General features: G+C 58.2%; 21 protein-coding genes and 1 pseudogene. 16 read left to right on the forward strand and 6 right to left on the reverse strand.

Features of this window, described 5'->3' with window-relative positions; all coding sequences use genetic code 11:
- Positions 1–28 precede the first annotated feature (28 nt).
- Positions 29–220, reverse strand: a pseudogene (locus tag EH206_RS01510) (hotdog domain-containing protein); the annotation flags it as partial.
- Between the two features lie 265 nt (positions 221–485).
- Between EH206_RS01510 and pldA the strand changes: the two are divergent.
- Both pldA and recQ read left to right on the forward strand, forming a co-directional pair.
- Positions 486–1,352, forward strand: a complete 867-nt coding sequence (gene pldA / locus EH206_RS01515; protein WP_009111065.1) for a phospholipase A — start codon at positions 486–488, stop codon at positions 1,350–1,352.
- A gap of 181 nt (positions 1,353–1,533) precedes the next feature.
- Positions 1,534–3,366, forward strand: a complete 1,833-nt coding sequence (recQ, locus tag EH206_RS01520) for an ATP-dependent DNA helicase RecQ (protein ID WP_009111066.1) — start codon at positions 1,534–1,536, stop codon at positions 3,364–3,366.
- Positions 3,367–3,385: 19 nt separating this feature from the next.
- Here recQ and rhtB read toward each other — a convergent pair whose 3' ends face one another.
- Positions 3,386–4,006 (reverse strand): homoserine/homoserine lactone efflux protein, encoded by a 621-nt coding sequence (gene rhtB, locus EH206_RS01525; protein ID WP_009111067.1) that lies wholly within the window; start codon positions 4,004–4,006, stop codon positions 3,386–3,388.
- 186 nt (positions 4,007–4,192) lie between these two features.
- Between rhtB and pldB the strand changes: the two genes are divergently transcribed.
- A complete protein-coding gene (gene pldB / locus EH206_RS01530) occupies positions 4,193–5,185 on the forward strand; it encodes a lysophospholipase L2 (RefSeq protein WP_009111068.1) in 993 nt (330 codons plus the stop codon).
- A 29-nt stretch (positions 5,186–5,214) separates the two neighbouring features.
- Positions 5,215–6,015: a sugar/pyridoxal phosphate phosphatase YigL gene (gene yigL / locus EH206_RS01535; RefSeq protein WP_009111069.1), complete on the forward strand. Its 801-nt coding sequence runs from the start codon at positions 5,215–5,217 to the stop codon at positions 6,013–6,015.
- 68 nt (positions 6,016–6,083) lie between these two features.
- Here the strand turns inward: yigL and glpT are convergent, their stop codons facing one another.
- Positions 6,084–7,433: a glycerol-3-phosphate transporter gene (gene glpT, locus EH206_RS01540; RefSeq protein WP_009111070.1), complete on the reverse strand. Its 1,350-nt coding sequence runs from the start codon at positions 7,431–7,433 to the stop codon at positions 6,084–6,086.
- A 311-nt stretch (positions 7,434–7,744) separates the two neighbouring features.
- Between glpT and glpA the strand changes: the two genes are divergently transcribed.
- From glpA to gntR, 5 genes are all read left to right on the forward strand, one after another.
- Positions 7,745–9,463, forward strand: coding sequence for an anaerobic glycerol-3-phosphate dehydrogenase subunit A (glpA, locus tag EH206_RS01545; protein ID WP_009111071.1), 1,719 nt, complete (start codon positions 7,745–7,747; stop codon positions 9,461–9,463).
- Positions 9,453–10,715: a glycerol-3-phosphate dehydrogenase subunit GlpB gene (glpB, locus tag EH206_RS01550; protein ID WP_009111072.1), complete on the forward strand. Its 1,263-nt coding sequence runs from the start codon at positions 9,453–9,455 to the stop codon at positions 10,713–10,715. Before glpA ends, glpB begins: the two co-directional genes overlap by 11 nt.
- Complete coding sequence (glpC, locus tag EH206_RS01555; RefSeq protein ID WP_009111073.1) at positions 10,712–11,920, forward strand: anaerobic glycerol-3-phosphate dehydrogenase subunit GlpC; 1,209 nt, start codon at positions 10,712–10,714, stop codon at positions 11,918–11,920. The genes glpB and glpC overlap by 4 nt, the downstream gene beginning before the upstream one ends.
- Positions 11,921–12,309: 389 nt before the next feature.
- Positions 12,310–13,005, forward strand: coding sequence for a pirin family protein (locus EH206_RS01560; RefSeq protein WP_009111074.1), 696 nt, complete (start codon positions 12,310–12,312; stop codon positions 13,003–13,005).
- Positions 13,006–13,137: 132 nt separating this feature from the next.
- A complete protein-coding gene (gntR, locus tag EH206_RS01565; protein ID WP_009111075.1) occupies positions 13,138–14,133 on the forward strand; it encodes a gluconate operon transcriptional repressor GntR in 996 nt (331 codons plus the stop codon).
- A gap of 22 nt (positions 14,134–14,155) precedes the next feature.
- On the opposite strand, the gene EH206_RS01570 is transcribed toward gntR, so the two are convergent.
- The gene (locus EH206_RS01570; protein ID WP_009111076.1) at positions 14,156–14,674 is read right to left on the reverse strand and encodes a gluconokinase; all 519 of its coding nucleotides are present in this window, start codon (positions 14,672–14,674) and stop codon (positions 14,156–14,158) included.
- Positions 14,675–14,833: 159 nt separating this feature from the next.
- Between EH206_RS01570 and EH206_RS01575 the strand changes: the two genes are divergently transcribed.
- Positions 14,834–16,210 (forward strand): GntP family permease, encoded by a 1,377-nt coding sequence (locus EH206_RS01575; protein WP_009111077.1) that lies wholly within the window; start codon positions 14,834–14,836, stop codon positions 16,208–16,210.
- Between the two features lie 34 nt (positions 16,211–16,244).
- Here EH206_RS01575 and EH206_RS01580 read toward each other — a convergent pair whose 3' ends face one another.
- Positions 16,245–16,838, reverse strand: a complete 594-nt coding sequence (locus tag EH206_RS01580) for a YhgN family NAAT transporter (protein WP_009111078.1) — start codon at positions 16,836–16,838, stop codon at positions 16,245–16,247.
- Positions 16,839–17,077: 239 nt separating this feature from the next.
- Here EH206_RS01580 and asd point away from each other — a divergent pair, with 239 nt between their 5' ends.
- The 6 genes from asd to opp1C all read left to right on the forward strand — a co-directional run bounded on the left by asd (position 17,078) and on the right by opp1C (position 23,047).
- Positions 17,078–18,181 (forward strand): aspartate-semialdehyde dehydrogenase, encoded by a 1,104-nt coding sequence (asd, locus tag EH206_RS01585; protein ID WP_009111079.1) that lies wholly within the window; start codon positions 17,078–17,080, stop codon positions 18,179–18,181.
- A 112-nt stretch (positions 18,182–18,293) separates the two neighbouring features.
- Complete coding sequence (gene nikR / locus EH206_RS01590; protein WP_009111080.1) at positions 18,294–18,704, forward strand: nickel-responsive transcriptional regulator NikR; 411 nt, start codon at positions 18,294–18,296, stop codon at positions 18,702–18,704.
- A 147-nt stretch (positions 18,705–18,851) separates the two neighbouring features.
- Positions 18,852–19,631 (forward strand): class I SAM-dependent methyltransferase, encoded by a 780-nt coding sequence (locus tag EH206_RS01595; protein WP_009111081.1) that lies wholly within the window; start codon positions 18,852–18,854, stop codon positions 19,629–19,631.
- Positions 19,632–19,646: 15 nt separating this feature from the next.
- The gene (nikA, locus tag EH206_RS01600; RefSeq protein ID WP_009111082.1) at positions 19,647–21,263 is read left to right on the forward strand and encodes a nickel ABC transporter substrate-binding protein; all 1,617 of its coding nucleotides are present in this window, start codon (positions 19,647–19,649) and stop codon (positions 21,261–21,263) included.
- Between the two features lie 15 nt (positions 21,264–21,278).
- On the forward strand, positions 21,279–22,217 hold the full coding sequence (gene opp1B / locus EH206_RS01605; RefSeq protein ID WP_009111083.1) for a nickel/cobalt ABC transporter permease: 939 nt from the start codon (positions 21,279–21,281) through the stop codon (positions 22,215–22,217).
- The gene (gene opp1C, locus EH206_RS01610; protein WP_009111084.1) at positions 22,214–23,047 is read left to right on the forward strand and encodes a nickel/cobalt ABC transporter permease; all 834 of its coding nucleotides are present in this window, start codon (positions 22,214–22,216) and stop codon (positions 23,045–23,047) included. Before opp1B ends, opp1C begins: the two co-directional genes overlap by 4 nt.
- A 34-nt stretch (positions 23,048–23,081) precedes the next feature.
- Here the strand turns inward: opp1C and nadS are convergent, their stop codons facing one another.
- Positions 23,082–23,369: a NadS family protein gene (gene nadS / locus EH206_RS01615; RefSeq protein ID WP_009111085.1), complete on the reverse strand. Its 288-nt coding sequence runs from the start codon at positions 23,367–23,369 to the stop codon at positions 23,082–23,084.
- Positions 23,370–23,668 lie beyond the last annotated feature (299 nt).

A 23,668-nucleotide genomic window follows, 5' to 3' on the forward strand; every position in this document is an offset into this window, starting at 1 on the left:
AAAACGGCGGCGGTTTTCACCCTTGGCGTCAGCCAATGAGGTAGGTCGCGGTGGCGCTGGCGATGTGCGATTGCCGTTCATTGTGCAGGTCGGCCCGCGCCACGGCGACTTTATTGCCGCCGCGCAGCAGCTGGCTGGTGATAGTGAAATGTTCTCCGTGGCCCGGCCGCAGATAGTCCACCCGCATATCAATCGTTCCCATCCGGGCAAGCAGCTGGCGAACGCGCTCCCTGGTTAACATGGCGCCTGGCGTTAGTGGTGAGCTGGGCATGATGTTCTTCCCGTATGCTTTGGTTGGCTGAGGTTGCCGCGCGCTTGCTATTGCATCGAAAGGTTGGTTAATGGTTTATTTTATGCGGTAATTTTGTTTCTTTCCAGAAAAGACCGAGAAAGGGTCTAAGGTTGATTCAAATGTCGCCGAACCGTGTAAAATGGCGCGTTTATCAGATCGGATAATTAGCATGATCGCTCAGGAGAGAAAGTAAATGCGTAAAATCGTTGGCATGTTGATTATGCTGCTGGCAACACACGCTCAGGCGCAAGAGGCGAAAATAGAGCCAGTGCATGATAGGCCCGCGGTGCGCGGCAGCATCATCGCCAGCCTGTTACAGCAACATGATAGTCCGTTTATTCTCTATCCGTATGAGAGTAACTATATGCTGTATACCTACACCAGCAATATCAATAAAACCGCGATAGGGAGCTACAACTGGGCGGATGAGGCACGCAAGGATGAGGTGAATTTCCAGCTTAGCCTGGGTTTCCCGCTCTGGCGCGGTATTCTCGGCGACAATTCCCTGCTGGGCGCTTCCTATACGCAACGTTCCTGGTGGCAGTTGTCCAATAGAGGTGAGTCTTCGCCGTTTCGCGAAACCAACTATGAGCCGCAGCTTTTTCTCGGCTGGGCGACGGATTACACCTTTGCCGGCTGGACGCTGCGCGATGTGGAAGTCGGATTCAACCACCAGTCCAACGGGCGTTCCGAACCCACATCGCGCAGTTGGAATCGCGCCTATGTCCGGCTGATGGCGCAAAACGGCGACTGGCAGGTGGATTTGAAACCCTGGATTCGCTTTTCCGACAGCGAGGACGATAATCCGGATATCGCCAAATATATGGGGTACTACCGTCTGCGCGTCGGCTACGTCTGGGGCGACAGCGTATTCAGCGCGGAAGGTCGCTATAACTGGAACAGCGGCTACGGCGGCGGTGAACTGGGCTGGAGCTATCCGCTGACGGATCATGTGCGCTTTTACACCAAGGTATTCAGCGGCTATGGCGAATCGCTGATTGACTATAATCACCGCCAGACCCGTTTCGGCATTGGGGTAACGCTGAACGATATGTTCTAGCGATAACCGGCGCCGAATCTAGGGAGCCGGTCCGTGAACGAATCATGGCTGCGTTGTCAAGGCGCGCTCTGCGACATTGCGCGCGTCAATCAGCATTTAACACATAAGCGGGTAAAACGTTGCAGTTTTACCGCATGACGCCGAAAATGGCGTCTGTTTGATTTCAGCGGATGGGGAAGGCGTGTCTACGGCGGAAGTATTAAATAAAGAAGCGCTGGCCGTTCAGGTTTTGCGGGATACGTTCGGCTACCAGCAATTCCGGCCGGGCCAGCAGGAAATTATCAATGCGACCATCAGCGGGCGGGATTGTCTGGTGATTATGCCCACCGGCGGGGGGAAATCCCTGTGCTATCAAATTCCCGCTCTGGTGATGGACGGCCTGACGCTGGTGGTTTCCCCGCTGATTTCACTGATGAAGGATCAGGTCGATCAGCTCCAGGCTTATGGCGTGTCGGCGGCCTGCCTCAACTCGACGCAAACCCGCGAACAGCAGCACGAGGTGATGGCCGGCTGCCGTTCCGGGCAGATCAAGCTGCTGTATATCGCCCCCGAACGCCTGACCACCGACAGCTTCCTCGACCACCTTATCCACTGGCGGCCGTCGCTGATTGCGGTGGATGAAGCGCACTGTATTTCCCAATGGGGTCACGACTTCCGCCCCGAATACCGGGCGCTGGGGCAGGTGAAGCAGCATTTCCCCGGCCTGCCGGTGATAGCGCTGACCGCCACCGCCGATGAAACCACGCGGAGCGATATCGTACGCCTGCTCGATCTGCAATCGCCGCTGGTGCAGATCAGCAGTTTTGACCGGCCGAATATCCGCTATACGCTGGTGGAAAAATTCAAGCCGCTCGATCAGCTGTGGATGTTCGTTCAGGGGCAGCGCGGCAAAAGCGGCATTATCTACTGCAACAGCCGGGCCAAGGTGGAGGATATCAGCGCCCGCCTGCAAAGCCGCGGGCTGAGCGTGGCGGCATACCATGCCGGGCTGGACAACGAGCGCCGGGCGCAGGTGCAGGAAGCCTTCCAGCGCGACGATCTGCAGGTGGTGGTGGCGACCGTGGCCTTCGGCATGGGCATCAACAAGCCCAACGTGCGCTTTGTGGTGCATTTCGATATTCCGCGCAATATTGAATCCTACTATCAGGAAACCGGGCGCGCCGGGCGGGACGGCCTGGCGGCGGAAGCGGCGCTGTTTTACGACCCGGCAGATATGGCATGGCTGCGGCGCTGTCTGGAAGAGAAACCGGCCGGACAGCAACTGGACATTGAACGCCATAAACTGAATGCGATGGGCGCGTTTGCCGAGGCGCAAACCTGCCGCCGTCTGGTCTTGCTCAACTATTTCGGCGAGGGCCGCCAGCAGGCGTGCGGCAACTGCGACATCTGCCTCGACCCTCCCAAGCGCTATGACGGACTGGTGGAGGCGCAAAAAGCGCTCTCCTGCGTGTATCGGGTCGGGCAGCGCTTTGGGATGGGGTATATCGTCGAAGTGTTGCGCGGGGCGAATAACCAGCGCATCCGTGAATTCGCTCATGACAAGCTGCCGGTGTACGGCATCGGGCGCGATAAATCTCAGGAGCACTGGGTCAGCGTGTTGCGCCAGCTGATTCATCTGGGGCTGCTGCAGCAGAATATCGCCCAGTACTCGGCGTTACAGCTCACCGAGTCGGCCCGTCCGGTGCTGCGCGGCGAAGTGCCGTTGCAGCTGGCGGTGCCGCGGGTGATTAACCTGAAGCCGCGCGCCGCCAGCCAGAAGTCTTACGGCGGAAACTACGATCGTAAGCTGTTCGCCAAACTGCGCAAATTGCGCAAGTCCATTGCCGATGAGGCCAACATTCCGCCTTACGTGGTGTTCAGCGACGCCACCCTGCTGGAGATGGCCGAACTGATGCCGATCACCGCCGCGGAGCTGTTGAATATCAACGGCGTCGGACATCGCAAGCTGGAGCGTTTCGGCGCGCCGTTTATGTCGGTGATCCGCGATCACGTTGATAATGGCGACGACGAGTAGCGTCCGGCAGCCGGCACGCTCACGCTTTTCTGGCGCTTGCCAGCAGCGCGCCGACCAGGATAAACAGCGAGCCAAAAATCCGATTCAGCATCCGCATCTGCCGGGCGCCTCTCAGCCAGCCGGCGATGCGCTTGGCCAGCGTGGCATAACCGATCATCACCATGATATCGACGATAATGGTGGTGGCGCCCAAAACCAGATACTGTGCGGCTTGTGGTTGATGCTGGATGATAAACTGCGGAAACAGCGCCGCCAGAAACACGATGCTTTTCGGGTTGGTCAGATTAACCAGCACCGCGCGCTTCAATAGCCTGCGGCGCGGCATGGCGCCGGCCAGCGCATGCATATCCAGCGAGCCTGCCGCGCGCCACTGCTGGATCCCCAGCCAGATCAGGTACGCAGCCCCCAGCCATTTCAGCAGGTCGAAAATCAGCACGGACTGCGCCAGCAGCGCCCCCAGCCCGACGCCCACCAGCACGATGTGTACCGCCAGACCGATCTGTAAACCGGTTATCGAGGCGATGGTGCCGCGATAACCGTGGCTGATGCCGGTACTCATGGTATTGATGGCGCCCGAACCGGGCGAAAGGCTGAGGATAAGCGTCGTCAGTAAATAGGTTAACCACCAGTCTATGGTCACTTGCGAATGCTCCCGGAAATTTTTGATGGCGGGCTTATCCCTGCCCGCCACCCTACGGGCCAACGCATTGCGTTGTTGAAAATCGCTCCCTGCGATTTTTTATGCCACAATACGCCGATGCATATATTTTCGCTATAGCTCAAAATCCGTTCCGATAGCTTTACTGGCCTGCGCCGGAGTGTGTGGATGACTCGGTATCTCAATAGCCTGTTAACGCGTGAAGCGCAGTTTTCTGCCTTTGCTACCGGGGCGTTGCTGGATTTCTGGCGTCAGCGCGAAGAAGGGGAATTTATCGGCGTCGATAATGTGCCGATCCGCTTTGTGCGTTTTAGCGCGCCGCAGCACGATAAAATCGTCGTGGTGTTCCCCGGACGTATTGAAAGCTATGTAAAATACGGCGAAGTGGCTTACGATCTCTTCCATAACGGCTATGACGTACTGATGATGGATCATCGCGGGCAGGGGCGTTCCGGGCGCCTGCTCGAAGATAGCCACCGCGGGCATGTCGTACGTTTCAGCGACTATGTGGATGATGTCGAACTGCTGTGGCAACGGCAGATTGCCCCGCAGGCGCATAGCCGTCGATTTGCGCTGGCTCATTCGATGGGCGGCGCGATCCTGGCCCGGTTTCTGGCGCGCCGGCCGCGGGCTTTCGATGCCGTGGCGCTCTGCGCGCCGATGTGCGGCATTCATCTGCCGATGCCAAACTGGCTGGCATGGCGCATCGTCGACTGGGCGGAACGCCGCCCCGCGATACGCGACTATTATGCCATCGGCACCGGGCAGTGGCGGCCGTTGCCTTATGTGGTCAATATGCTGACCCACAGCCGCGAGCGCTACCGGCGCAGCGTCAGATTTTATGCGGATTCCCCGGAGCTGCGTGTTGGCGGCCCGACCTACCATTGGGTACGCGAAGCGCTGACGGTAGGCCGGGAGTTGCTGGAGCAGGCCGCAGATATCACTACGCCGTTGCTGTTGTTGCAGGCGGAAGAAGATCGGGTGGTGGATAACCGCAGCCAGGATCGGTTTTGTCAGGCTCTGGCGCAGAGCGGCCACCCCTGTGCGGGCGGGACACCCCGGATTATCAAAGGGGCGCGGCATGAGATTCTGTTTGAGAAAGATAACATTCGTGCTCAGGCATTCGAGCTGATTCTGGAGCATTTTGCTCGCTATTATTAAATTACCACCAGAGGTTGGATCTCACCGTTATGTACCATGTCGTAGCTTCCGATTTAGATGGCACCCTGTTATCGCCCGACCATACGCTCTCCTCCTATGCGAAAGAAACCCTCAGGCTATTGACCGAAAAGGGGATTCATTTTGTCTTTGCGACGGGGCGGCACCATATGGATGTGGCGCAAATCCGCGACGGTCTGGGCATCAGCGCCTTTATGATCACCTCCAACGGCGCGCGGGTGCACAACACCCGGGGCGATCTGATCTTCAGCCATAATCTGGATCAGGACATCGCCCGCGATCTTTACGGCGTGGCGCACCACAACCCGGATATGCTGACGCACGTTTACCGCGACGATGAGTGGTTTATGAACCGTCAGAGTCCGGAGGAGGAGCGTTTTTTTAAAGAGTCGGTGTTTAAGTACCAACTGTTCGAACCCGGCCTGCTGGAGACCGGTGGCGTCAGCAAGATCTTCTTCACCTGCGATTCCCACGAGCAGTTGCTGACGCTGGAAGAGGCGATCAACGCGCGCTGGGGCGATCGCGTCAATGTGAGCTTTTCCACGCTGACCTGCCTGGAAGTGATGGCCGGCGGGGTATCCAAAGGTCACGCGCTGGAGCAGGTGGCGAAGATCATCGGTTTTTCGCTGCGCGAGTGCATCGCTTTCGGCGACGGTATGAACGACTACGAAATGCTGTCGATGGCGGGCAAAGGCTGCATCATGCAAAACGCCCATCAGCGTTTGAAGAATTTGCTGCCTGAGCTGGAGGTGATCGGTAGCAACGCGGAAAGCGCGGTGCCGAACTACCTGCGGGATTTGTTTCTGAGATAACGCTTTTCTCTGTCGAGAGAAAGGCGGCGTCGACGGGACGCCGCCAGAGGGATGCTTACAAAACGGGATTATGCCTGCCTGGCTAACTCTTCCTTATGCTTTTTCTCACTGAACATCACTATGATAAGCAAAGCCACCGCCAGAATACTGCCGCCGATCATCACCATAAAGCCGCCGTCCCAGCCGAAAAAGTCCACGGTGTAGCCGACGATGGCGCTGGCGGCGACGGAACCGCCGAGATAACCGAACAGACCGGTGAACCCAGCCGCCGTGCCCGCGGCTTTCTTCGGCGCCAGTTCCAGCGCATGCAGGCCGATCAGCATCACCGGTCCGTAGATCAGGAAGCCGATGATAATCATGCACGCCATATCCACATGCGGATTGCCCGCCGGGTTCATCCAGTATACGACGGTGGCGATGGTGACCAGGGTCATAAAGAACACGCCGGTTGCGCCGCGGTTGCCTTTAAACACCTTGTCGGACATCCAGCCGCACAGCAGCGTGCCGGGAATGCCTGCATATTCGTAGAAGAAATAGGCCCAGGAGGATTTGTCCAGCGCGAAATGTTTTACCTCTTTCAGATAGGTCGGAGACCAGTCGAGAATGCCATAGCGCAGCAGGTAAACAAATACGTTGGCGATGGCGATGTACCACAGCAGCCGGTTGGGAAAAACGTACTGCATAAAGATTTGCTTTGCGGTCAGCTCCTCTTCGTTTTTCTCATTATAATCAACAGGATAGTCGTTTTTATACTCTTCGATCGAGGGTAAGCCGCAGGATTGCGGCGTATCTCGCATCAGGGCAAAAGCGATCAGCGCGACCAGAATGGCGGCAAACGCGGGCATATACAGGGCGGCTTTCCAGTCGTTAAACCAGGCCATCCCCAGCAGAAACAGCAGCGGTGGAATACCGCCGCCGACGTTATGCGCGCAGTTCCAGATGGAAACGATGCCGCCGCGTTCCTTTTTCGACCACCAGTGCACCATGGTGCGTCCGCACGGCGGCCAACCCATGCCTTGAAACCAGCCGCACAGGAACAGCAGCACGAACATGATCGCAATGCTGGAGGTGGCCCAGGGCACGAACCCCATAAACAGCATGACCGCCGACGCCAGTATCAGGCCCGCGGGCAGGAACACGCGCGGATTGGAGCGGTCGGAGACCGAACCCATGATAAATTTGGAAAAGCCGTAGGCGATCGAAATGCCGGATAGCGCGAAACCGAGATCGCCGCGCGAGAACCCTTGTTCGATCAGGAATGGCATCGCCAGAGCGAAATTTTTGCGCACCAGATAGTATGCGGCATAGCCAAAGAAGATGCCCATGAAAATTTGCCAGCGCAGACGACGATACAGTGGATCGACCCGATCTGCCGCGACGCGGGGCTGGTGTGTGGCGGGTTTAAAAATACTCAGCATTGCTGTCTCCAATACGCCCAAAAACGATAATTTTTTGTTCTATAACGAAGGTGATTTTATTTAATTCCGCCCTTTTCATCTGTGAGTTATCGCTCAAATGTTACATTTTTATGAAGGTATGACATTTTTCCGTACTTAAATTAACAATGCTTATGCAATTGCGGAATTGATTTTGGTGATGTCAATCACATATATGACTTTTAATGACTATTTCATTTTCGTTTTATGTTCGTTTTTGCTCTTTATCAAACGTTAACCTTATATTTTGTGTCCCAATAGCACTATGTAACGAGTCGCAGATAAGAGGGCGTATGCAAAATAGTGGGTCATACCGGGAAACCGACGTCATTGTGATTGGCGGTGGGGCGACGGGCGCGGGAACCGTACGGGATTGCGCGCTGCGGGGGTTACGCTGCCTGTTGATCGAACGCTTTGACATCGCCACCGGCGCCACCGGGCGCAACCATGGTTTGTTGCACAGCGGATCGCGCTATGCGGTGACGGACGGCGAGTCCGCGCGTGAATGTATTGAAGAAAACCAGGTGCTCAAACGCATAGCCCGCCACTGCGTGGAACCGACGGACGGCCTGTTTCTGACCTTGCCGGAAGACGATCTCGCCTATCAGGGCCAATTTATCGCCGCCTGCCGACAGGCGGGGATCAACGCCCAGGCGATTGATCCCCAGGAGGCGCTGCGTCTGGAGCCTGCCGCCAACCCGACGCTGATTGGCGCGGTTCGGGTGCCGGACGGCACCATCGATCCTTTCCGCCTGACCTCGGCCAATATCATCGACGCCGCTGAGCACGGCGCCGAGGTGCTGACTTATCATGAGGTTATCGGTTTGATCCGCCAGGGCGACCGCATCACCGGAGTGCGCGTTTTCGACCATAAAAACGCCGTCGCCGTCGAGATACACGCCCAGGTGGTGGTCAACGCCGCGGGTATCTGGGGACAACATATCGCCGAGTATGCCGATCTGCGCGTACGCATGTTCCCGGCGAAAGGGGCGCTGCTGATTTTGGGACACCGCATCAACAACATGGTGATTAACCGCTGCCGCAAACCGGCCGATGCCGACATTCTGGTGCCGGGAGACACCATTTCTCTGATCGGCACCACCTCGACCCATATCGATTACGATCAGATCGATAATATGACGGTCACGCCCGCGGAAGTGGAAATCCTGATGCGCGAAGGCGCCAAATTGGCGCCGCAGTTGGCGGACACGCGCATTCTCCGCGCCTATGCGGGGGTGCGCCCGCTGGTGGCGAACGACAGTGACCCCAGCGGACGCAGCGTCAGCCGCGGCATTGTGCTGCTCGACCATGCCAGCCGCGATGGTCTGGAGGGGTTTGTTACCATCACCGGCGGTAAGCTGATGACCTATCGGCTGATGGCCGAGTGGGTGACGGATAAAATCTGTGAAAAGCTGGGCTGCGACGTGGCCTGTACCACGGCGCAGACGCCGTTGCCCGGTTCGGAACCCGGCACGGAGCGCGCGGCCCCTCAATCCACCGCGCGCCGCTCCGCCTCCGCCGGGCATTTCTCCGCGCCCAAAAGCCCGTTATCGGAACCCAAAAACAGCGTGTTTCCGTTGTCCGCGCCGCTGCGCGGATCGGCGATTTACCGCCATGGCGAACGCGCCGGGCGTTTGCTGTCCGGCGAGCGTCTGGACGGCAGTCTGGTCTGCGAGTGCGAAGCCGTTACCGCCGGCGAAGTGCGTTACGCGGTGGAATCGCTCCAGGTTAATAATCTGATTGATTTACGCCGCCGCACCCGCGTCGGAATGGGAACCTGCCAGGGCGAGCTTTGCGCCTGCCGGGCCGCGGGATTGCTGTGCCGGCTGGGGCGGTCGGCGCCGGAGCAATCCATCGTCCAGCTCAGCCAGTTTCTCAATGAGCGCTGGAAAGGCATTCGCCCGGTCGCCTGGGGCAATACCCTGCGTGAAAGCGAGTTTACCAGCTGGGTATATCAGGGATTGTGCGGCCTGACGGCCGATGACGCGCGGGAGGAACAGCATGCGGTATGACGCGGTTATTATCGGCGGCGGGCTGGCGGGGTTGACCTGCGGCATCAGGCTGTCCGAGCAGGGCAAACGTTGCGCTATCGTCAGCGCCGGGCAAAGCGCCCTGCATTTTTCTTCGGGCGCTCTGGATTTGCTCGCCAGTCTGCCGGACGGGCAGGCCGTCGACCAACCGCTAAGCGCGCTGGATGAGCTGGCCCGGCAGGCGCCTCGCCATCCCTATGCGCTGATGGGCGCCGAGCGGATCGCCGCCCTGTTGCCGGAAGCTCAGGCGCTGCTGGTTCGCTGCGCCATGCCGATGCTGGGAGACTATCGGCACAATCATCTGCGGATGACGCCGCTGGGCAAGTTTCGCCCCTGCTGGCTCAGCCAGCCGGACAGCGTGACCCGCGGCCTGACCGGCACCGCCCGCTGGGAGCGTCCGCTGGTGGCCGGTATTGAAGGCTTTCTGGATTTCCAGTCGCGTATTGTGGCCGGGACGCTGCAGTCGCAGGGCATCGCCGCCCGCAGCGATGATGTCAAACTGCCGGTGCTGGATCGGCTGCGCCGCAACCCCAGCGAGTTCCGGGCGGTGAATATTTCCCGGGTGCTCGATCTGCCGGAAAATCTGGCGGCGCTGGCGGAAGAGCTGACGGTATCCGCCAGCGGCAATGATGCGGTGATCATGCCCGCCTGTCTGGGGCTGGATGGAGCGGCGGCGCTGGACGGGCTGCGCCAGGCGCTCGGCAAGCCGCTGCTGCTGTTGCCGACGTTGCCGCCTTCGTTGCCGGGGTTGCGTTTGCATCAGGCGCTGTTGCGCCGCTTTCGCCAACAGGGTGGGATCGTCATGCCGGGCGATCGGGTGGAACGCGCCGTGCTGGAAGCGCAGGGCGCCGCGCTCTATACCCGTAACCACCGCGATATTCCGCTGCGGGCGCGACACCTGGTGCTGGCCAGCGGCAGTTTCTTCAGCAACGGTCTGCTGGCGCGCTTCGACCGGGTTAGCGAGCCGGTGTTCGGGCTGGATGTTCGCTTCGCGGCCCGGCGGGAGGAGTGGAGCCGGCAGGATGTGTTCGCCGCCCAGCCTTACCGGCAATTCGGCGTGATAACCGATGACAACCTGCGCCCCGCCATCGCCGGCAAAACGGCGGATAACCTGTATGCCGTCGGCGCGGTGCTGGAAGGGTTCGATCCCATTGCGCAGGGGTGCGGCGCGGGCGTATCGCTGCTCAGCGCGCTGTATGTCGCCGACCTGATACTGCGGGAGGACAACCAATGAGCCTGCTTGACGATAACAGCTTTGAAAATTGCATCAAATGCACGGTTTGCACCACCTATTGTCCGGTATCGCGGGTTAATCCGCTCTATCCGGGGCCGAAACAGGCCGGGCCGGATGGCGAACGTCTGCGGCGCAAAGATCCCGCGCTGTATGACGAGGCGCTGAAGTACTGCACCAACTGTAAACGCTGCGAAGTGGCCTGTCCGTCGGACGTTAAAATCGGCGACATCATTCAGCGCGCGAAAGCCAACTACAGCAGCCATAGGCCCACCTTGCGCGACGCCATTCTGAGCCATACCGATCTGATGGGGACGGTTTCCACCCCGTTTGCTCCGCTGGTGAATACGGCGACCGGCCTGAAACCAGTCCGTCAGCTACTGGATAAAGCCTTAAAAATCGACCATCGCCGTCAGTTGCCGAAATATTCCTTCGGCACCTTCCGCCGCTGGTATCGCCAGCAGGCGCAAAGACAGCAAGGCTACCCCGAGCAGGTCGCCTACTTTCACGGCTGCTACGTTAACTATAACCACCCCCAGTTGGGAAAAGACGTTGTGCGGATTTTTAACGCCATGAATATCGGCGTTCAACTGCTGAGCAAAGAAAAGTGCTGCGGCGTGCCGCTGATTGCCAATGGCTTTCACGATCGGGCAAGAAAGCAGGCGCGGGTGAATATTCAATCGCTGGACGAGGCGATCAACGGCAAGTCCATACCGGTGGTGGCGACGTCGTCCAGCTGCGCCTTTACCTTGCGCGATGAATATCCGCATCTGCTGGGCGTGGACACCGACCGCGTGCGCGATGGCATTGAACTGGCTACCCGGCGGCTGTACCGGCTATTGGAGGAAGAGGACCGTGAACTGCCGTTGCGCGCGTTGCCGCTGCGGGTGGCCTATCACACCCCCTGCCATCTGGAAAAGATGGGCTGGACCGCCTACACGCTGGCGCTGCTGCAGCGCATTCCCGGTATCGAACTGACGGTGCTGGATTCCCAGTGCTGCGGCATTGCCGGCACCTACGGCTTCAAAAAGGAAAATTACGCCACCGCGCAGGGGATCGGCGCGCCTCTGTTTCGGCAGATCGAGGAGAGCGGCGCGGATGTGGTGATCACCGACTGCGAAACCTGCAAATGGCAAATCGAAATGTCCACCGGCAAGCCGTGCGAACACCCGATCACGCTGCTGGCGCGGGCGCTGATTGAGGCGTGAGTGGAGATGGGCAGGGAAGCCCATCATAAAAAAATACTTTACAGACGCGAATGATAATGATTATTATTGCACTGCTTTCCGGGGAAACCAACCGGAGGACCGGGTGGAGACATCCAGGTCACAGGGCGGTTTCTGCGAAGGCACGACATTGCTCACATTGCTTCCAGTATTTATTTAGCCAGCTCGGGTGCTGGCTTTTTTTTTAGGCCATCCCTGCCCGTCCTCCCCTAACCGCCACTGCGTGACGCTGAACTCAGCGTACTTACCCCGTTCTGATTTTTTGAACCGGGCGGTGAGTTTTTTGCGCTATCTTATTCCCGGCTACCCGTTAGACTTTGACTTAAAACCTATCCCATCAGGCTGCTAACGAAACGCGGGGAGAAACCGACATGATCGACGAACGTAAAGCGCAACAGCGCGGACATGCAAACCACGGCTGGCTTGACAGCTGGCATACTTTCTCATTTGCCGATTATTATGAACCGGAGTTTATGGGCTTCTCGGCGCTGCGCGTTATCAATGAAGACCGGATTGAAGGCGGCAAAGGCTTCGGCACCCATCCGCATAAGGATATGGAAATCCTCACCTACGTTCTGGAAGGTACGGTGGAGCATCAGGACAGCATGGGCAACAAAGAACAGATTCAGGCCGGCGAGTTTCAGATCATGAGCGCCGGCAGCGGGATTCGCCATTCGGAATACAACGCCAGCCGTGATGCGTTGCTGCATCTGTACCAGATTTGGATTATCCCGCAAAAAGCCGGGCTGACGCCGCGCTATGAACAGAAACGCTTCGATATGCCGCAGGGGCGCCAACTGGTGCTGTCGCCTGATGCCCGCGACGGCTCGTTGCAGGTTTTCCAGGACATGACGCTGTGGCGCTGGGCGCTGAAGCCGCAGGAACAGTCGATTTATCGGGTGCGGGCTGAACGCCGGATCTGGATCCAGGTGGTGCGCGGCAGCGTGGAGATTAACGGTCATCAGGCGGCAACCAGCGACGCGCTGGCCGTGTGGGATGAAGAAACCCTGTCGGTTCATGCCGATCAAGAGAGCGAAATCCTGCTGTTTGATTTACCGCCGGTATAAGCGTCGAGGCATTAACGCATCCGGATCTTGCCGCGCCTCCCCATGGGCCGTCGTTGCGCAACGTTAAAATATACCCTGCGCGCTTTTTTTGCTAGACTTCCGCTCAATATTTTCAGGCGTGATCCGTGGCTAATGAAGAAAAAAAGACCGGTTCTCCAGGATGTTGCCGACCGGGTCGGCGTGACGAAAATGACGGTAAGCCGTTATCTGCGCAATCCTGCTCAGGTCTCCGTGGCGTTGCAGGAAAAGATAGCCATAGCGCTTGACGAGCTGGGCTACATCCCCAATCAGGCGCCCAATATGCTTGCCAGCGCCACCAGCCGGGCGATCGGCGTGCTGCTGCCGTCGTTGACCAACCAGGTGTTTGCGCAGGTGCTGCGGGGGATTGAACGGGTTACCGAAGCGCAGGGCTATCAGACCATGCTGGCGCACTATGGGTATCACCCTGAAAAGGAAGAGCAGCGGCTGATGTCGTTGCTGGCCTATAACATCGACGGCCTGATTCTGTCCGACCGTTTGCATACCGAACGCACCCGTCAGATGATTGATGTGGCGGGTATTCCGGTGGTGGAACTGATGGACTCGGTTTCTCCCTGCCTGGATATCGCGGTGGGGTTCGATAATTTTGAAGCGGCGCGGCAGATGACCCAGCATATGATTGAACGGGGGCGCCGCCATGTGGTTTACCTCGGCGCGCGTCAGGACGAACGGACGATCATAAAATGCCGCGGCTATCAGCAGGCGATGCGGGATAACGGGCTGGCGAGCTATTGCGTGATGAGCGAGTTGGCCTCTTCCTATTCGCTGGGAGGGGAGTTATTGCGGCAGGCGCAGGCTGAGCATCCGCCGATCGACAGTATTTTCTGTACCAACGACGATCTGGCCGTCGGCGCGATGTTCGAGTGTCAGCGTCAGGGATTGCGCGTGCCGCAAGATATGGGGATCGCCGGTTTTCACGGGCACGACATCGGTCAGGCAATGGTGCCGAAGCTGGCCAGCGTGCTTACCCCACGCGAGCGCATGGGGCAGATTGGCGCGGAGCGCCTGCTGGCGCGTTTGCGCGGCGAGCGGGTTGCGCCGGAGATGGTCGATGTCGGTTTCACCTTGTTGGATGGCGATAGCATTTAGCGCCAGTCCCCGCCGGACGATATCACGCCCGCTGATGGCTGCGCAGCGCCTCAACGCAGCGGTTAACCACCTCTTCCATGCTGCCGTCGATATCTATCGTCAGCACATCCGGCTCGTCGCCGCCCGGTTCTTCCAGCGCGTCAAACTGGCTTTTGAGCAGTTCCGTCGGCATAAAGTGTCCGGCGCGGGCTTTATGCCGCGCCAGAATGATATCGAAACCGCCTTTCAGATAGAGAAAGACCATCCCTTCATTGTCGCGGCGCAGGCGGTCGCGATAGCGTTTTTTTAATGCCGAACAGACGATGATGCCGATTTCATTCTTGTGAAACAGGCTATAGGCGGCGTCGTTCAGACGTTCCAGCCAGGGGGCGCGGTCTTCGTCATTCAGCGGCGTACCACCGGCCATTTTCTGAATATTGGCGCGGGGATGCAGATCGTCGCCGTCAATGAGTTTAGCCTGAATCGCCCGGGCGAACGCGGCGCCTACCGAAGATTTCCCGCTACCTGAAACGCCCATAAGAATAATGCTTTGGCCCGGCATAATTTGATCTCCATCCCAAAATGTAAATTAAATGAAACATATCAGTTCCCGATCTTAACATGTTACCCGTATCATGTTACCGGTATCAAATGGCAATGTGACATATCTCACAAACAATCAGTCATTCCATTCCACTGGGTGATTGAAAGGATAATAACCATGACAGAAATAACATCTGCTTATAGTGCCGGCGTGCTGCTGCTGATTGCGGTAGGTGCAGTGGCCTTGTTACTCGTGCTGATTATGCGTTTTAAAATCCATGCTTTCCTGGCGCTGGTGTCAGTCAGCCTGGTGACCGCGCTGGTAACAAAAACGCCTTATGAAAATATCGTCCCTACGCTATTGAGCGGTTTCGGCAGTACGCTGGCGTCGGTCGCCTTGCTGGTCGGTCTGGGGGCGATGATTGGGCGTTTGCTGGAGATCACCGGCGGCGCCAATGTGTTGGCCGATACGCTGATCATTAAATTCGGCGAGCGCCATGCGCCGTTTGCGCTGGGTATTGCCTCATTGTTGTTCGGTTTCCCCATCTTTTTCGATGCCGGTCTGATCGTTATGCTGCCGATCATCTTTAGCGTGGCGAAGCGTTTCGGCGGCTCAACCCTGAAGTATGCGCTGCCCGCCGCCGGGGCATTCGCGGTGATGCATGCGTTATTGCCGCCTCATCCGGGGCCGGTTGCCGCCAGCGAACTGCTTGGCGCCAATATTGGTCTGCTGGTGATCGTCGGTCTGATTATCGCCTTTCCTACCTGGTATCTGGGCAGCTATCTGTTTGGTCTGTGGGCGGGTAAGAAGTTTCATTTACCGCTGCCTTCCACCTTTCTGGAAGAGGTCAAGGCCGATGAACAACATACGCCGCCTTCGTTTTTGGTGGTATTGAGCGTACTGCTGCTGCCGCTGGTATTGATCTTTCTCGATACCGGGCTGAACACGCTGACGGTTATGGGGATAATCAACGGCGACAACGCCTTGGTGCAGTTCCTGCGGATGCTGGGGAAAACCCCGGTGGCTCTGTTGATCACCGTACTGTTTTCTCTGATCATGTTCAGCGGACAGCATAGCCGCAGGCACCTTGATAAAGCCTGTGAAGGGGCGCTCGGGCCGGTGTGTTCCATTATTCTGGTCACCGGGGCCGGCGGTATGTTCGGCGGCGTATTGCGCGCCAGCGGGATCGGTACGGCGCTGGCCGATATGCTGGCTGATAACGGTATGCCGGTGATTGTCGCCGCATTCGTGGTTTCCGCCGCGTTACGTATCGCCCAGGGGTCGGCCACCGTGGCGTTGACGACCACGGCGGCGCTGATGGCGCCGGCGGTGGCGGCGACCACCGGGCTGAGTCAGTTCGATCTGTGCTTTATCGTTATCGCCATTGCCGGCGGCGCGACGGTGCTATCGCACGTTAACGACTCCGGCTTCTGGCTGGTCGGGCGTTTCCTGGAAATGGATGAGAAAACCACGCTGAAAACCTGGACGGTAATGGAAACGCTGATCGGCACCATTGCCTTCCTGCTGGCCGCGGTAGGCAGCGTTTTCCTCTGACGGTAATCAGACGGGGCCGCAGCGCCCCGTCGATTTAAAGCTTCATATACGCCCGTACGCCGTCCAGAAACATCTGCGTCGACAGCATCACCAGAATCAATCCCATCAGTTTCTCCAGCGCGCTGACGCCTTTCTCGCCCAGCAGCCGTAAAAACAGGTTCGACATCAACAGAATGATGAAAGAGATCGCCCAGGCGATAAATAGCGCCAGCGTCAGGTGGGGCAACTGATTGGGATATTGGTGGGAAAGCAGCATCAGCGCCGCCAGAATCGACGGGCCGGCCACCAGCGGGATCGCCAACGGCACCAGAAACGGCTCCTCCCCGGCGGGCAGGCCGGTGCTGCTGCCCTCCTTGGAGGGAAAGATCATGCGGATGGCGATCAGGAAAAGGATGATGCCGCCGGAAATCGATACCGTTTCGGTGCGCAGGTTAAGAAAAACCAGGATCCGCTCTCCGGCAAACAGAAAGGTCAGCATCAGCCCCAGGGCGATAAGCATCTCGCGGATCAGTACCACGCGTCGCCGCTTGGGATCCAGATGTTTCAGCACCGACATAAAGATAGGCAGGTTGCCGAGGGGATCCATAATTAGCAGCAACAGCACGGTTGCGGAGATCATTTCTGTCATGGTGGTTTTTTGCTCCTGAAATCGAATGCGGATGTACACCATCCTGCGCCACGGCGGCCATATTAGAATGACTGCTGAAAAACGTCTTACTATCGAATAAATTCACTTGCGACTTTGCGTACATTTTGTATGGTGGAAAGTCGTTACTCTTAATGTGTTTACTATCATAACTAATGTGTTTACTACACTAAGACGGCAGCCGTAATTCTTTTTGTTACCCCCAAGGCAGGACAGTTACCATGAAAAATGTTGGTTTTATTGGCTGGCGCGGTATGGTCGGTTCGGTTCTCATGCAGCGCATGGTGGAAGAACGCGACTTCGACGCTATCCGCCCGGTGTTCTTTTCCACTTCCCAGCACGGAGATCCAGCGCCGGCGTTGGGGGGGCAGCAAGGCGTATTGCAGGACGCCTACAATCTGGACGCGCTGCGCGCGCTGGATATCATCATCACCTGCCAGGGCGGCGATTATACCAATGAAGTCTATCCAAAGCTGCGTGAAAGCGGCTGGCAGGGCTATTGGATCGACGCCGCCTCTTCCCTGCGCATGAAGGGCGAGGCGATTATCATCCTTGACCCGGTCAACCACGCGGTGATTAGGCAGGGGCTGGATAAAGGCGTGAAAACCTTTGTCGGCGGCAACTGTACCGTCAGCCTGATGCTGATGTCGCTCGGCGGCCTGTTCGCCAACGATCTGGTGGACTGGGTGTCCGTCGCCACCTATCAGGCGGCTTCCGGCGGCGGCGCGCGCCACATGCGCGAACTGCTGGTGCAGATGGGCATGCTGCATGGCGACGTGGCGAAAGAGCTTCAGGATCCGGCTTCGGCCATTCTGGATATCGAACGTAAAGTGACGGCGCTGACCCGCAGCGGCGCGCTGCCGAACGACAACTTCGGGGTGCCGCTGGCGGGCAGCCTGATCCCGTGGATCGACAAACAGCTGGATAACGGCCAGAGCCGTGAAGAGTGGAAAGGCCAGGCGGAAACCAACAAGATCCTCGGCGGCAGCCGGACGATCCCGGTGGACGGCCTGTGCGTGCGCGTGGGCGCGCTGCGCTGCCACAGCCAGGCGTTTACCATCAAGCTGAAAAAAGATGTGGCGCTGCCGGAAATCGAACAACTGCTGGCCACCCATAACGACTGGGTGAAAGTGGTGCCTAACGATCGCGAAATCACGATGCGCGAACTGACCCCGGCGGCGGTGACCGGTACGCTCTCCACCCCGGTCGGGCGCCTGCGCAAACTGAATATGGGGCCGGAGTATCTGTCCGCCTTTACCGTCGGCGACCAGCTGCTGTGGGGAGCCGCTGAACCGCTGCGCCGTATGCTGCGCATCTTGCTCTAACCGCTGCGCGCTGGCGCAATTCCCTTGACGGATTGCGCCGGCACTGTTTTTATTGCGCCGATAATGTTTTTCCTGCCGATTTGACCGACCTGTTTTTCCCTTGAGGACGACGATGCAAAGACTGACGATATCAATGGATGATCAACTGGCGCGAGACTTTGATGAACTGATGCGGCGTAAGGGCTATGTCAATCGTTCCGAAGCGTTCCGCGATATGTTGCGTCGTGAGCTGGGGGAAATGACGCTGGAGACGGATGAAAACGGAGAGTGCGTAGCGGTACTGAGCTACGTCTACGATCACCACGAGCGCCAGCTTTCCAGCCGGCTGGCCGAAATGCAGCACGACCATCATGATTTAACGGTCTCCACCATGCACACGCATCTGAGCCATGAAGAGTGTGTGGAAACGGTGATCCTGCGCGGTACTTCCTCACGGGTGGAGCATTTCGCGGAATCGGTAATGGCGCAAACCGGCGTGCGTCACGGGAGTTTGAATCTGATCTCATTGTCCGATGTGCCGTAAATTAAGCCCAGATCAAAAAAGTATGATTTTTTTTATAAAGTTCATACTCCGCCATTCAACCAGGCCATCCTATCTGTTATAAGTTGGACATCTTCCGCGCAACGCCGGTGTAGATACCGGCTTGAATAGTTAATAGGACAATCCCGCGTGAGCCAACTTCTTGCCGAAAATGAAAGCCGCGAGCTATTGGATGATGTGCAGTGCTATTGGACGTCCCGCGCCGCCGGCTACGCCCAGTTGAACGCCGCCGAACTGGCCAACGCCAAGCGCGCCGCCTGGCTGAAAAAAATCACTGAATATGCCCCGGACAAACCGCGCTTAAAGGTGCTGGATATCGGCACCGGACCGGGCTTCTTCGCCGTGACGCTGGCGCTGGCCGGGCACCGCGTGACGGCGGTCGATATCACCCAGGCGATGCTGGATCAGGCGCGTGGCAACGCGGCGCATTACGGCGTTGCGGTGAATTTCGTGCTATCGGACGTGCATGCGCTGCCGTTCGCCGACGACAGCTTCGACCTGATCGTCGCGCGCAATGTGACCTGGAATCTGGACGCCCCGCAATACGCATATCGAGAGTGGCGCCGCGTGCTGGCGCCGGGAGGGCGGCTGGTTAACTTTGACGCCAACTGGTATCTGCAACTGTTTGATGAGCAAAGCCGCCTTGGCTATCTGGCGGACCGGGCCAACGCGCGCCGCCTGGGACTGGACGATCACTACGTCAATACCGATACCGTCGCCATGGAAAACATCGCCCGTCAGCTGCCGCTCAGCCGGGAACGCCGCCCGCAGTGGGATACGCAGGCGCTGCTGCAATGCGGTTATCACAAGATCATGCTGGATACGCGCGTCGGCGATGAACTGTGGGATGAGACGGAAAAGGTGAATTACGCCTCGACGCCGATGTTTCTGGTCTGTGCGGAAAAATAGTTATCGGGAGCGGCGATGCCGAGTATCAAAACAGCGTTATCGCAGATGTTTTCCGCCTGTGTCCGGGTCGGGTGCCTGGCGTTGCTCGCGCTGGCGGCATCGGAGGCATCCGCCGCGGTAAGCGTAACACCGGGTTCCGTTTCCTTAAGCTACGCCAGCACCAAAGATATCCGCGATATCAACCCGCATCTCTACGGCGGCGAGATGGCGGCGCAGAATATGGTGTTCGAGCCGCTGGTCGTTAACGGCGAACAGGGCGTACGGCCGTGGCTGGCGCAAAGCTGGGAAATATCGCCGGACGGCAAGCAGTACACCTTCCACCTGCGCCAGGGGGTGAGGTTCAGCGACGGCGAGCCGTTCAATGCGCGGGCGGCGAAACAGAATTTTGAGGCCGTATTGGCGAATTATCAGCGTCACGCCTGGCTTGAGCTGGTACGGCAGATCGATAAAATCGACGCGGCGGATGATGACACTCTGGTTCTGCATCTGAAAAATCCCTATTACCCCACGCTGGTGGAACTGGGTCTGACCCGGCCTTTCCGTTTTATCTCCCCGCGCAGTTTTATCGACGGCCAGACCAAAAACGGCGTCCGCTCCTATGCCGGAACCGGACCCTGGCTGCTGGCGGAGCAGGTAAAAAACCAGTATGCGACCTTTAAGGCCAATCCCCGCTACTGGGGAACGCCGCCCAAACTGCAAAGCGTGACGTGGAAGGTGATCCCCGACCGGCAAAGTATGCTGCTGGCGTTGGAAAAAGGCGACGTTCAGCTGATCTTCGGCGCGGATGGCGACATGATTGACGGCGATACCTTTATGGCGTTGCAGGCGGCGGGCAAATTTCATACCGTCATCGGCGAGCCGGCGGCTTCGCGGGCGCTGGTACTGAACAGCAGCCGGGCGATCACATCCGACCGTCAGGTGCGTCTGGCGCTGCAGTACGCGGTGGATAAGCAGGCGATCGCGCAAGGCGTCATGTCGGGCAGCGAAAGCGTGGCGGATACGCTGCTGGCCCGTAGCGTGCCCTATGCCGATATCGCCGATCTGCCGGTCTACCGCTATGACACGGCAAAAGCCGCCGCGCTGCTGGACGAGGCGGGCTGGCGCTTACCCGCAGGCGGGGCGATCCGTGAGAAACAAGGCAAGCCGCTGCGGCTGGTGTTCTCTTATAGCACCAACAATGCGGGCGAACAGCAGATCGCCGAAGTGGTGCAAAGCAATTTCCGTCAGATCGGGGTGGATGTCTCGCTGCTGGGCGAGGAGAAACAGGCGTATCTGGACAGGCAAAAGTCCGGCGATTTTGATCTGCAATACTCCCTGTCCTGGGGAAAACCTTACGATCCGCAATCTTATCTCTCCTCGTTTCGTATTCCGGCGCATGCCGACTATCAGGGGCAAAAGGGATTGTCGGACAAGGCCGGGCTGGACGCGCTGATCGGCCGGGTATTGATTGAGCCGGACGAGACGCAGCGCCGGGCGCTGTACCGCCGGATACTGCTGCGGCTGGCGCAGGAAGGGGTTTATATCCCGTTGACCTATTCCCGCGCCAAGGCGGTATTCAGCCCCGGACTGCAAGGCGTGACCTTTAATCCTTCCCAGTATGAGATAGCTTTTGAAAAGATGTACTGGCGCTAGGTAAGCGGTGAGCTGATGACGCGTTATATTTTACGGCGCCTGTTGATGATGGTGCCGCTGTTGCTGGCGATATCAGGGATGGCGTTCGCACTGATGCAACTTTCCCCGTCCGATCCCGCCGAAGTCGCGCTGCGGGTGAATATGATCGTGCCCACGGATGACGCCATTGCCGAGATGCGCCGGGAGCTGGGGCTGGATCTGCCGTTGTGGCGACAGTACCTTTCCTGGCTGCAACGCAGCCTGCATCTGGATTTCGGCACCTCGTTCGTCACCCGCACCGGCGTATGGCAAGAGCTGATGCGGGCGCTGCCGGTGACGCTATGGCTGGCCGCCGCCGCGCTGGGCATAATTCTGCTCTTTTCGCTGTCGCTGGCCATGCTGTGCGTGGCAACCCGGGATCGCTGGCCGGATAAGCTGTTGCGGGCGCTGCTGTTTTTGCTTACCGCCATGCCGAACTACTGGATTGGCCTGCTGCTTATCTGGCTGCTGGCGGTCAAGCTGGATTGGCTGCCCGTCGGCGGCGTTCAGGCGTCCGGCGCGGTGATATTGCCGGCGCTGACGCTGGCGCTGGGCTATATCGGCACCTATGTCCGGCTGCTGCGCAACAATATGCTGGGGCAGCTTAACCAGCCCTACGTGGGGTACGCCCACGTTCGCGGCCTGACGCCGCGCCGCATCCTGTGGCGGCATGTGTTGATTAACGCGCTCTATTCGCCGCTGGTGGCGCTTGGCATGAGCATTCCCAGGCTTATCGCCGGCACGCTGATCATCGAAAACATTTTTTCCTGGCCCGGTCTGGGCCGGCTGTGCGTGACGGCGATTTTTAACCGCGACTATCCGGTTATTCAGGCCTATGTATTGCTGATGGCGCTGTTGTTCGTGGCGGCGAACTTTCTGATTGATTTAGTGCAAATGTGGCTGGATCCCCGCTTGCGGCGCGGCATCGCCGGATGAACCGCCGTCTGTGGCTGCGGCTGCGGCAGGATCGGCTGGCGCTGGCCTGCCTGTGTCTGCTGGCGCTGATCCTGGCGGCGGGGTTGCTGGCCCCCTGGATTGCGCCGCACGATCCGCTGCTGGTTTCCTGGCGCGACAAATACCACGGCATCAGCCTGCGTTACCCGCTGGGGGCCGACCATCTGGGCCGCTGCGTATTTTCCCGCCTGCTTTACGGCATCCGCACCACGGTGCTGGTCTCGCTGTCGGCGATGGCGGCGACGCTGGCGATCGGTCTGCTGATTGGCATGCTGGCGGGCTACTTTCGCGGGCGCGTTGATGCGCTCTTGATGCGATTGTGCGATGTGATGCTCTCTTTTCCCGGCGAGGTGATGATTTTTGCCCTGGTGGGAATGATGGGGCCGGGGCTGCAGAATATTATCCTGGCGGTGCTGCTGGTGAAATGGGCCTGGTATGCGCGGATGATCCGCGGCATCGTGCTGCAATACAGCGATCGGCACTACGTCCAGTTCGCCAGAGTTATCGGCGGGCCGGCACGCTATATCATCCGGCGGCATCTGCTGCCGGTGACGGCCGCCGAAATAGCGGTACTGGCCACCACCGACAGCGGCGCGGTGATCCTGCTGCTCTCGGCGCTCTCCTTTATCGGGCTGGGGGTTCAGCCGCCCGCGCCGGAGTGGGGCGCGATGCTGGGCGAAGCGAAAAACCTGATGCTGACGCACCCGGAACAGATGCTGCCGGCGGGACTGGCGATTATGCTGGTGGTCGCCGCGTTTAACTATCTGGGGGACTTTTTGCGCGACGTGCTGGATAAGCAGGGACCGGATTGAGGTTGAGTCGTCGTTCGGCTCTCTGCGGTTATGTTTACATTGCTTTTAGTACTTTGATGAAATCAGGCTTGTTTTTTAGAATGTTCAGGACTTTTAGCGCTGTGCCTGTCGGTTGGCGTCGATGTTGCTCCCATGCCTGAACAAGGGAAGGCGAGACGCCTAGCGCTGAAGCAAAATCATCTTGTTTCAACCCTGATAATGTTCGAATTGCTTTCACGTCAGGCATTTCATAGCGAGTGATACGTGCTGCGGTTGTTTTGCCCTCGCTGATTGCGACAGCTTCGTTGACAGACGTCATTAAGTCATTGAAGAAATCACTCATAAAGCCCCCTTTTTCAAACTTTCAAACGCTCTATTGCTGACTTGAGCACGTTTTTCTCTGCCCCGGTCAACGTGTCTTTCTGCATCCGCCAGTTCCAACAATGACACTCCCCAACTTCAGGTCGGTAACTAACAATTTTTGAAACTCCGTATACTCATCTTCACTAAGAAGTCTTTCACGTTGTTTGCTGAAAAAGTCAGTTTCAATGAACTCAACATATCTCATTGCGGCGTCCTTACCCTGTTTATGTGTAAAATTTACTCTTACAGGGGGGGTGTCAATGTATATAGACCGCTAGC

It is taken from the genome of Brenneria nigrifluens DSM 30175 = ATCC 13028 (genome assembly GCF_005484965.1).
Classification (GTDB): Bacteria; Pseudomonadota; Gammaproteobacteria; order Enterobacterales; family Enterobacteriaceae; genus Brenneria; species Brenneria nigrifluens.

What these genes read in the sequence shown, in the direction of transcription:
- nikA (WP_009111082.1), top strand. Translation starts at nt 19,647, where the DNA reads ATGCCGAGTATCAAAACAGCGTTATCGCAGATGTTTTCCGCCTGTGTC.
- nikR (WP_009111080.1), top strand. Translation starts at nt 18,294, where the DNA reads ATGCAAAGACTGACGATATCAATGGATGATCAACTGGCGCGAGACTTT.
- glpB (WP_009111072.1), top strand. Translation starts at nt 9,453, where the DNA reads ATGCGGTATGACGCGGTTATTATCGGCGGCGGGCTGGCGGGGTTGACC.
- yigL (WP_009111069.1), top strand. Translation starts at nt 5,215, where the DNA reads ATGTACCATGTCGTAGCTTCCGATTTAGATGGCACCCTGTTATCGCCC.
- EH206_RS01560 (WP_009111074.1), top strand. Translation starts at nt 12,310, where the DNA reads ATGATCGACGAACGTAAAGCGCAACAGCGCGGACATGCAAACCACGGC.
- asd (WP_009111079.1), top strand. Translation starts at nt 17,078, where the DNA reads ATGAAAAATGTTGGTTTTATTGGCTGGCGCGGTATGGTCGGTTCGGTT.
- EH206_RS01575 (WP_009111077.1), top strand. Translation starts at nt 14,834, where the DNA reads ATGACAGAAATAACATCTGCTTATAGTGCCGGCGTGCTGCTGCTGATT.
- opp1B (WP_009111083.1), top strand. Translation starts at nt 21,279, where the DNA reads ATGACGCGTTATATTTTACGGCGCCTGTTGATGATGGTGCCGCTGTTG.
- glpT (WP_009111070.1), bottom strand. Translation starts at nt 7,433, where the DNA reads ATGCTGAGTATTTTTAAACCCGCCACACACCAGCCCCGCGTCGCGGCA.
- glpA (WP_009111071.1), top strand. Translation starts at nt 7,745, where the DNA reads ATGCAAAATAGTGGGTCATACCGGGAAACCGACGTCATTGTGATTGGC.
- nadS (WP_009111085.1), bottom strand. Translation starts at nt 23,369, where the DNA reads ATGAGTGATTTCTTCAATGACTTAATGACGTCTGTCAACGAAGCTGTC.
- glpC (WP_009111073.1), top strand. Translation starts at nt 10,712, where the DNA reads ATGAGCCTGCTTGACGATAACAGCTTTGAAAATTGCATCAAATGCACG.
- EH206_RS01580 (WP_009111078.1), bottom strand. Translation starts at nt 16,838, where the DNA reads ATGACAGAAATGATCTCCGCAACCGTGCTGTTGCTGCTAATTATGGAT.
- pldB (WP_009111068.1), top strand. Translation starts at nt 4,193, where the DNA reads ATGACTCGGTATCTCAATAGCCTGTTAACGCGTGAAGCGCAGTTTTCT.
- gntR (WP_009111075.1), top strand. Translation starts at nt 13,138, where the DNA reads ATGAAGAAAAAAAGACCGGTTCTCCAGGATGTTGCCGACCGGGTCGGC.
- opp1C (WP_009111084.1), top strand. Translation starts at nt 22,214, where the DNA reads ATGAACCGCCGTCTGTGGCTGCGGCTGCGGCAGGATCGGCTGGCGCTG.
- EH206_RS01570 (WP_009111076.1), bottom strand. Translation starts at nt 14,674, where the DNA reads ATGCCGGGCCAAAGCATTATTCTTATGGGCGTTTCAGGTAGCGGGAAA.
- pldA (WP_009111065.1), top strand. Translation starts at nt 486, where the DNA reads ATGCGTAAAATCGTTGGCATGTTGATTATGCTGCTGGCAACACACGCT.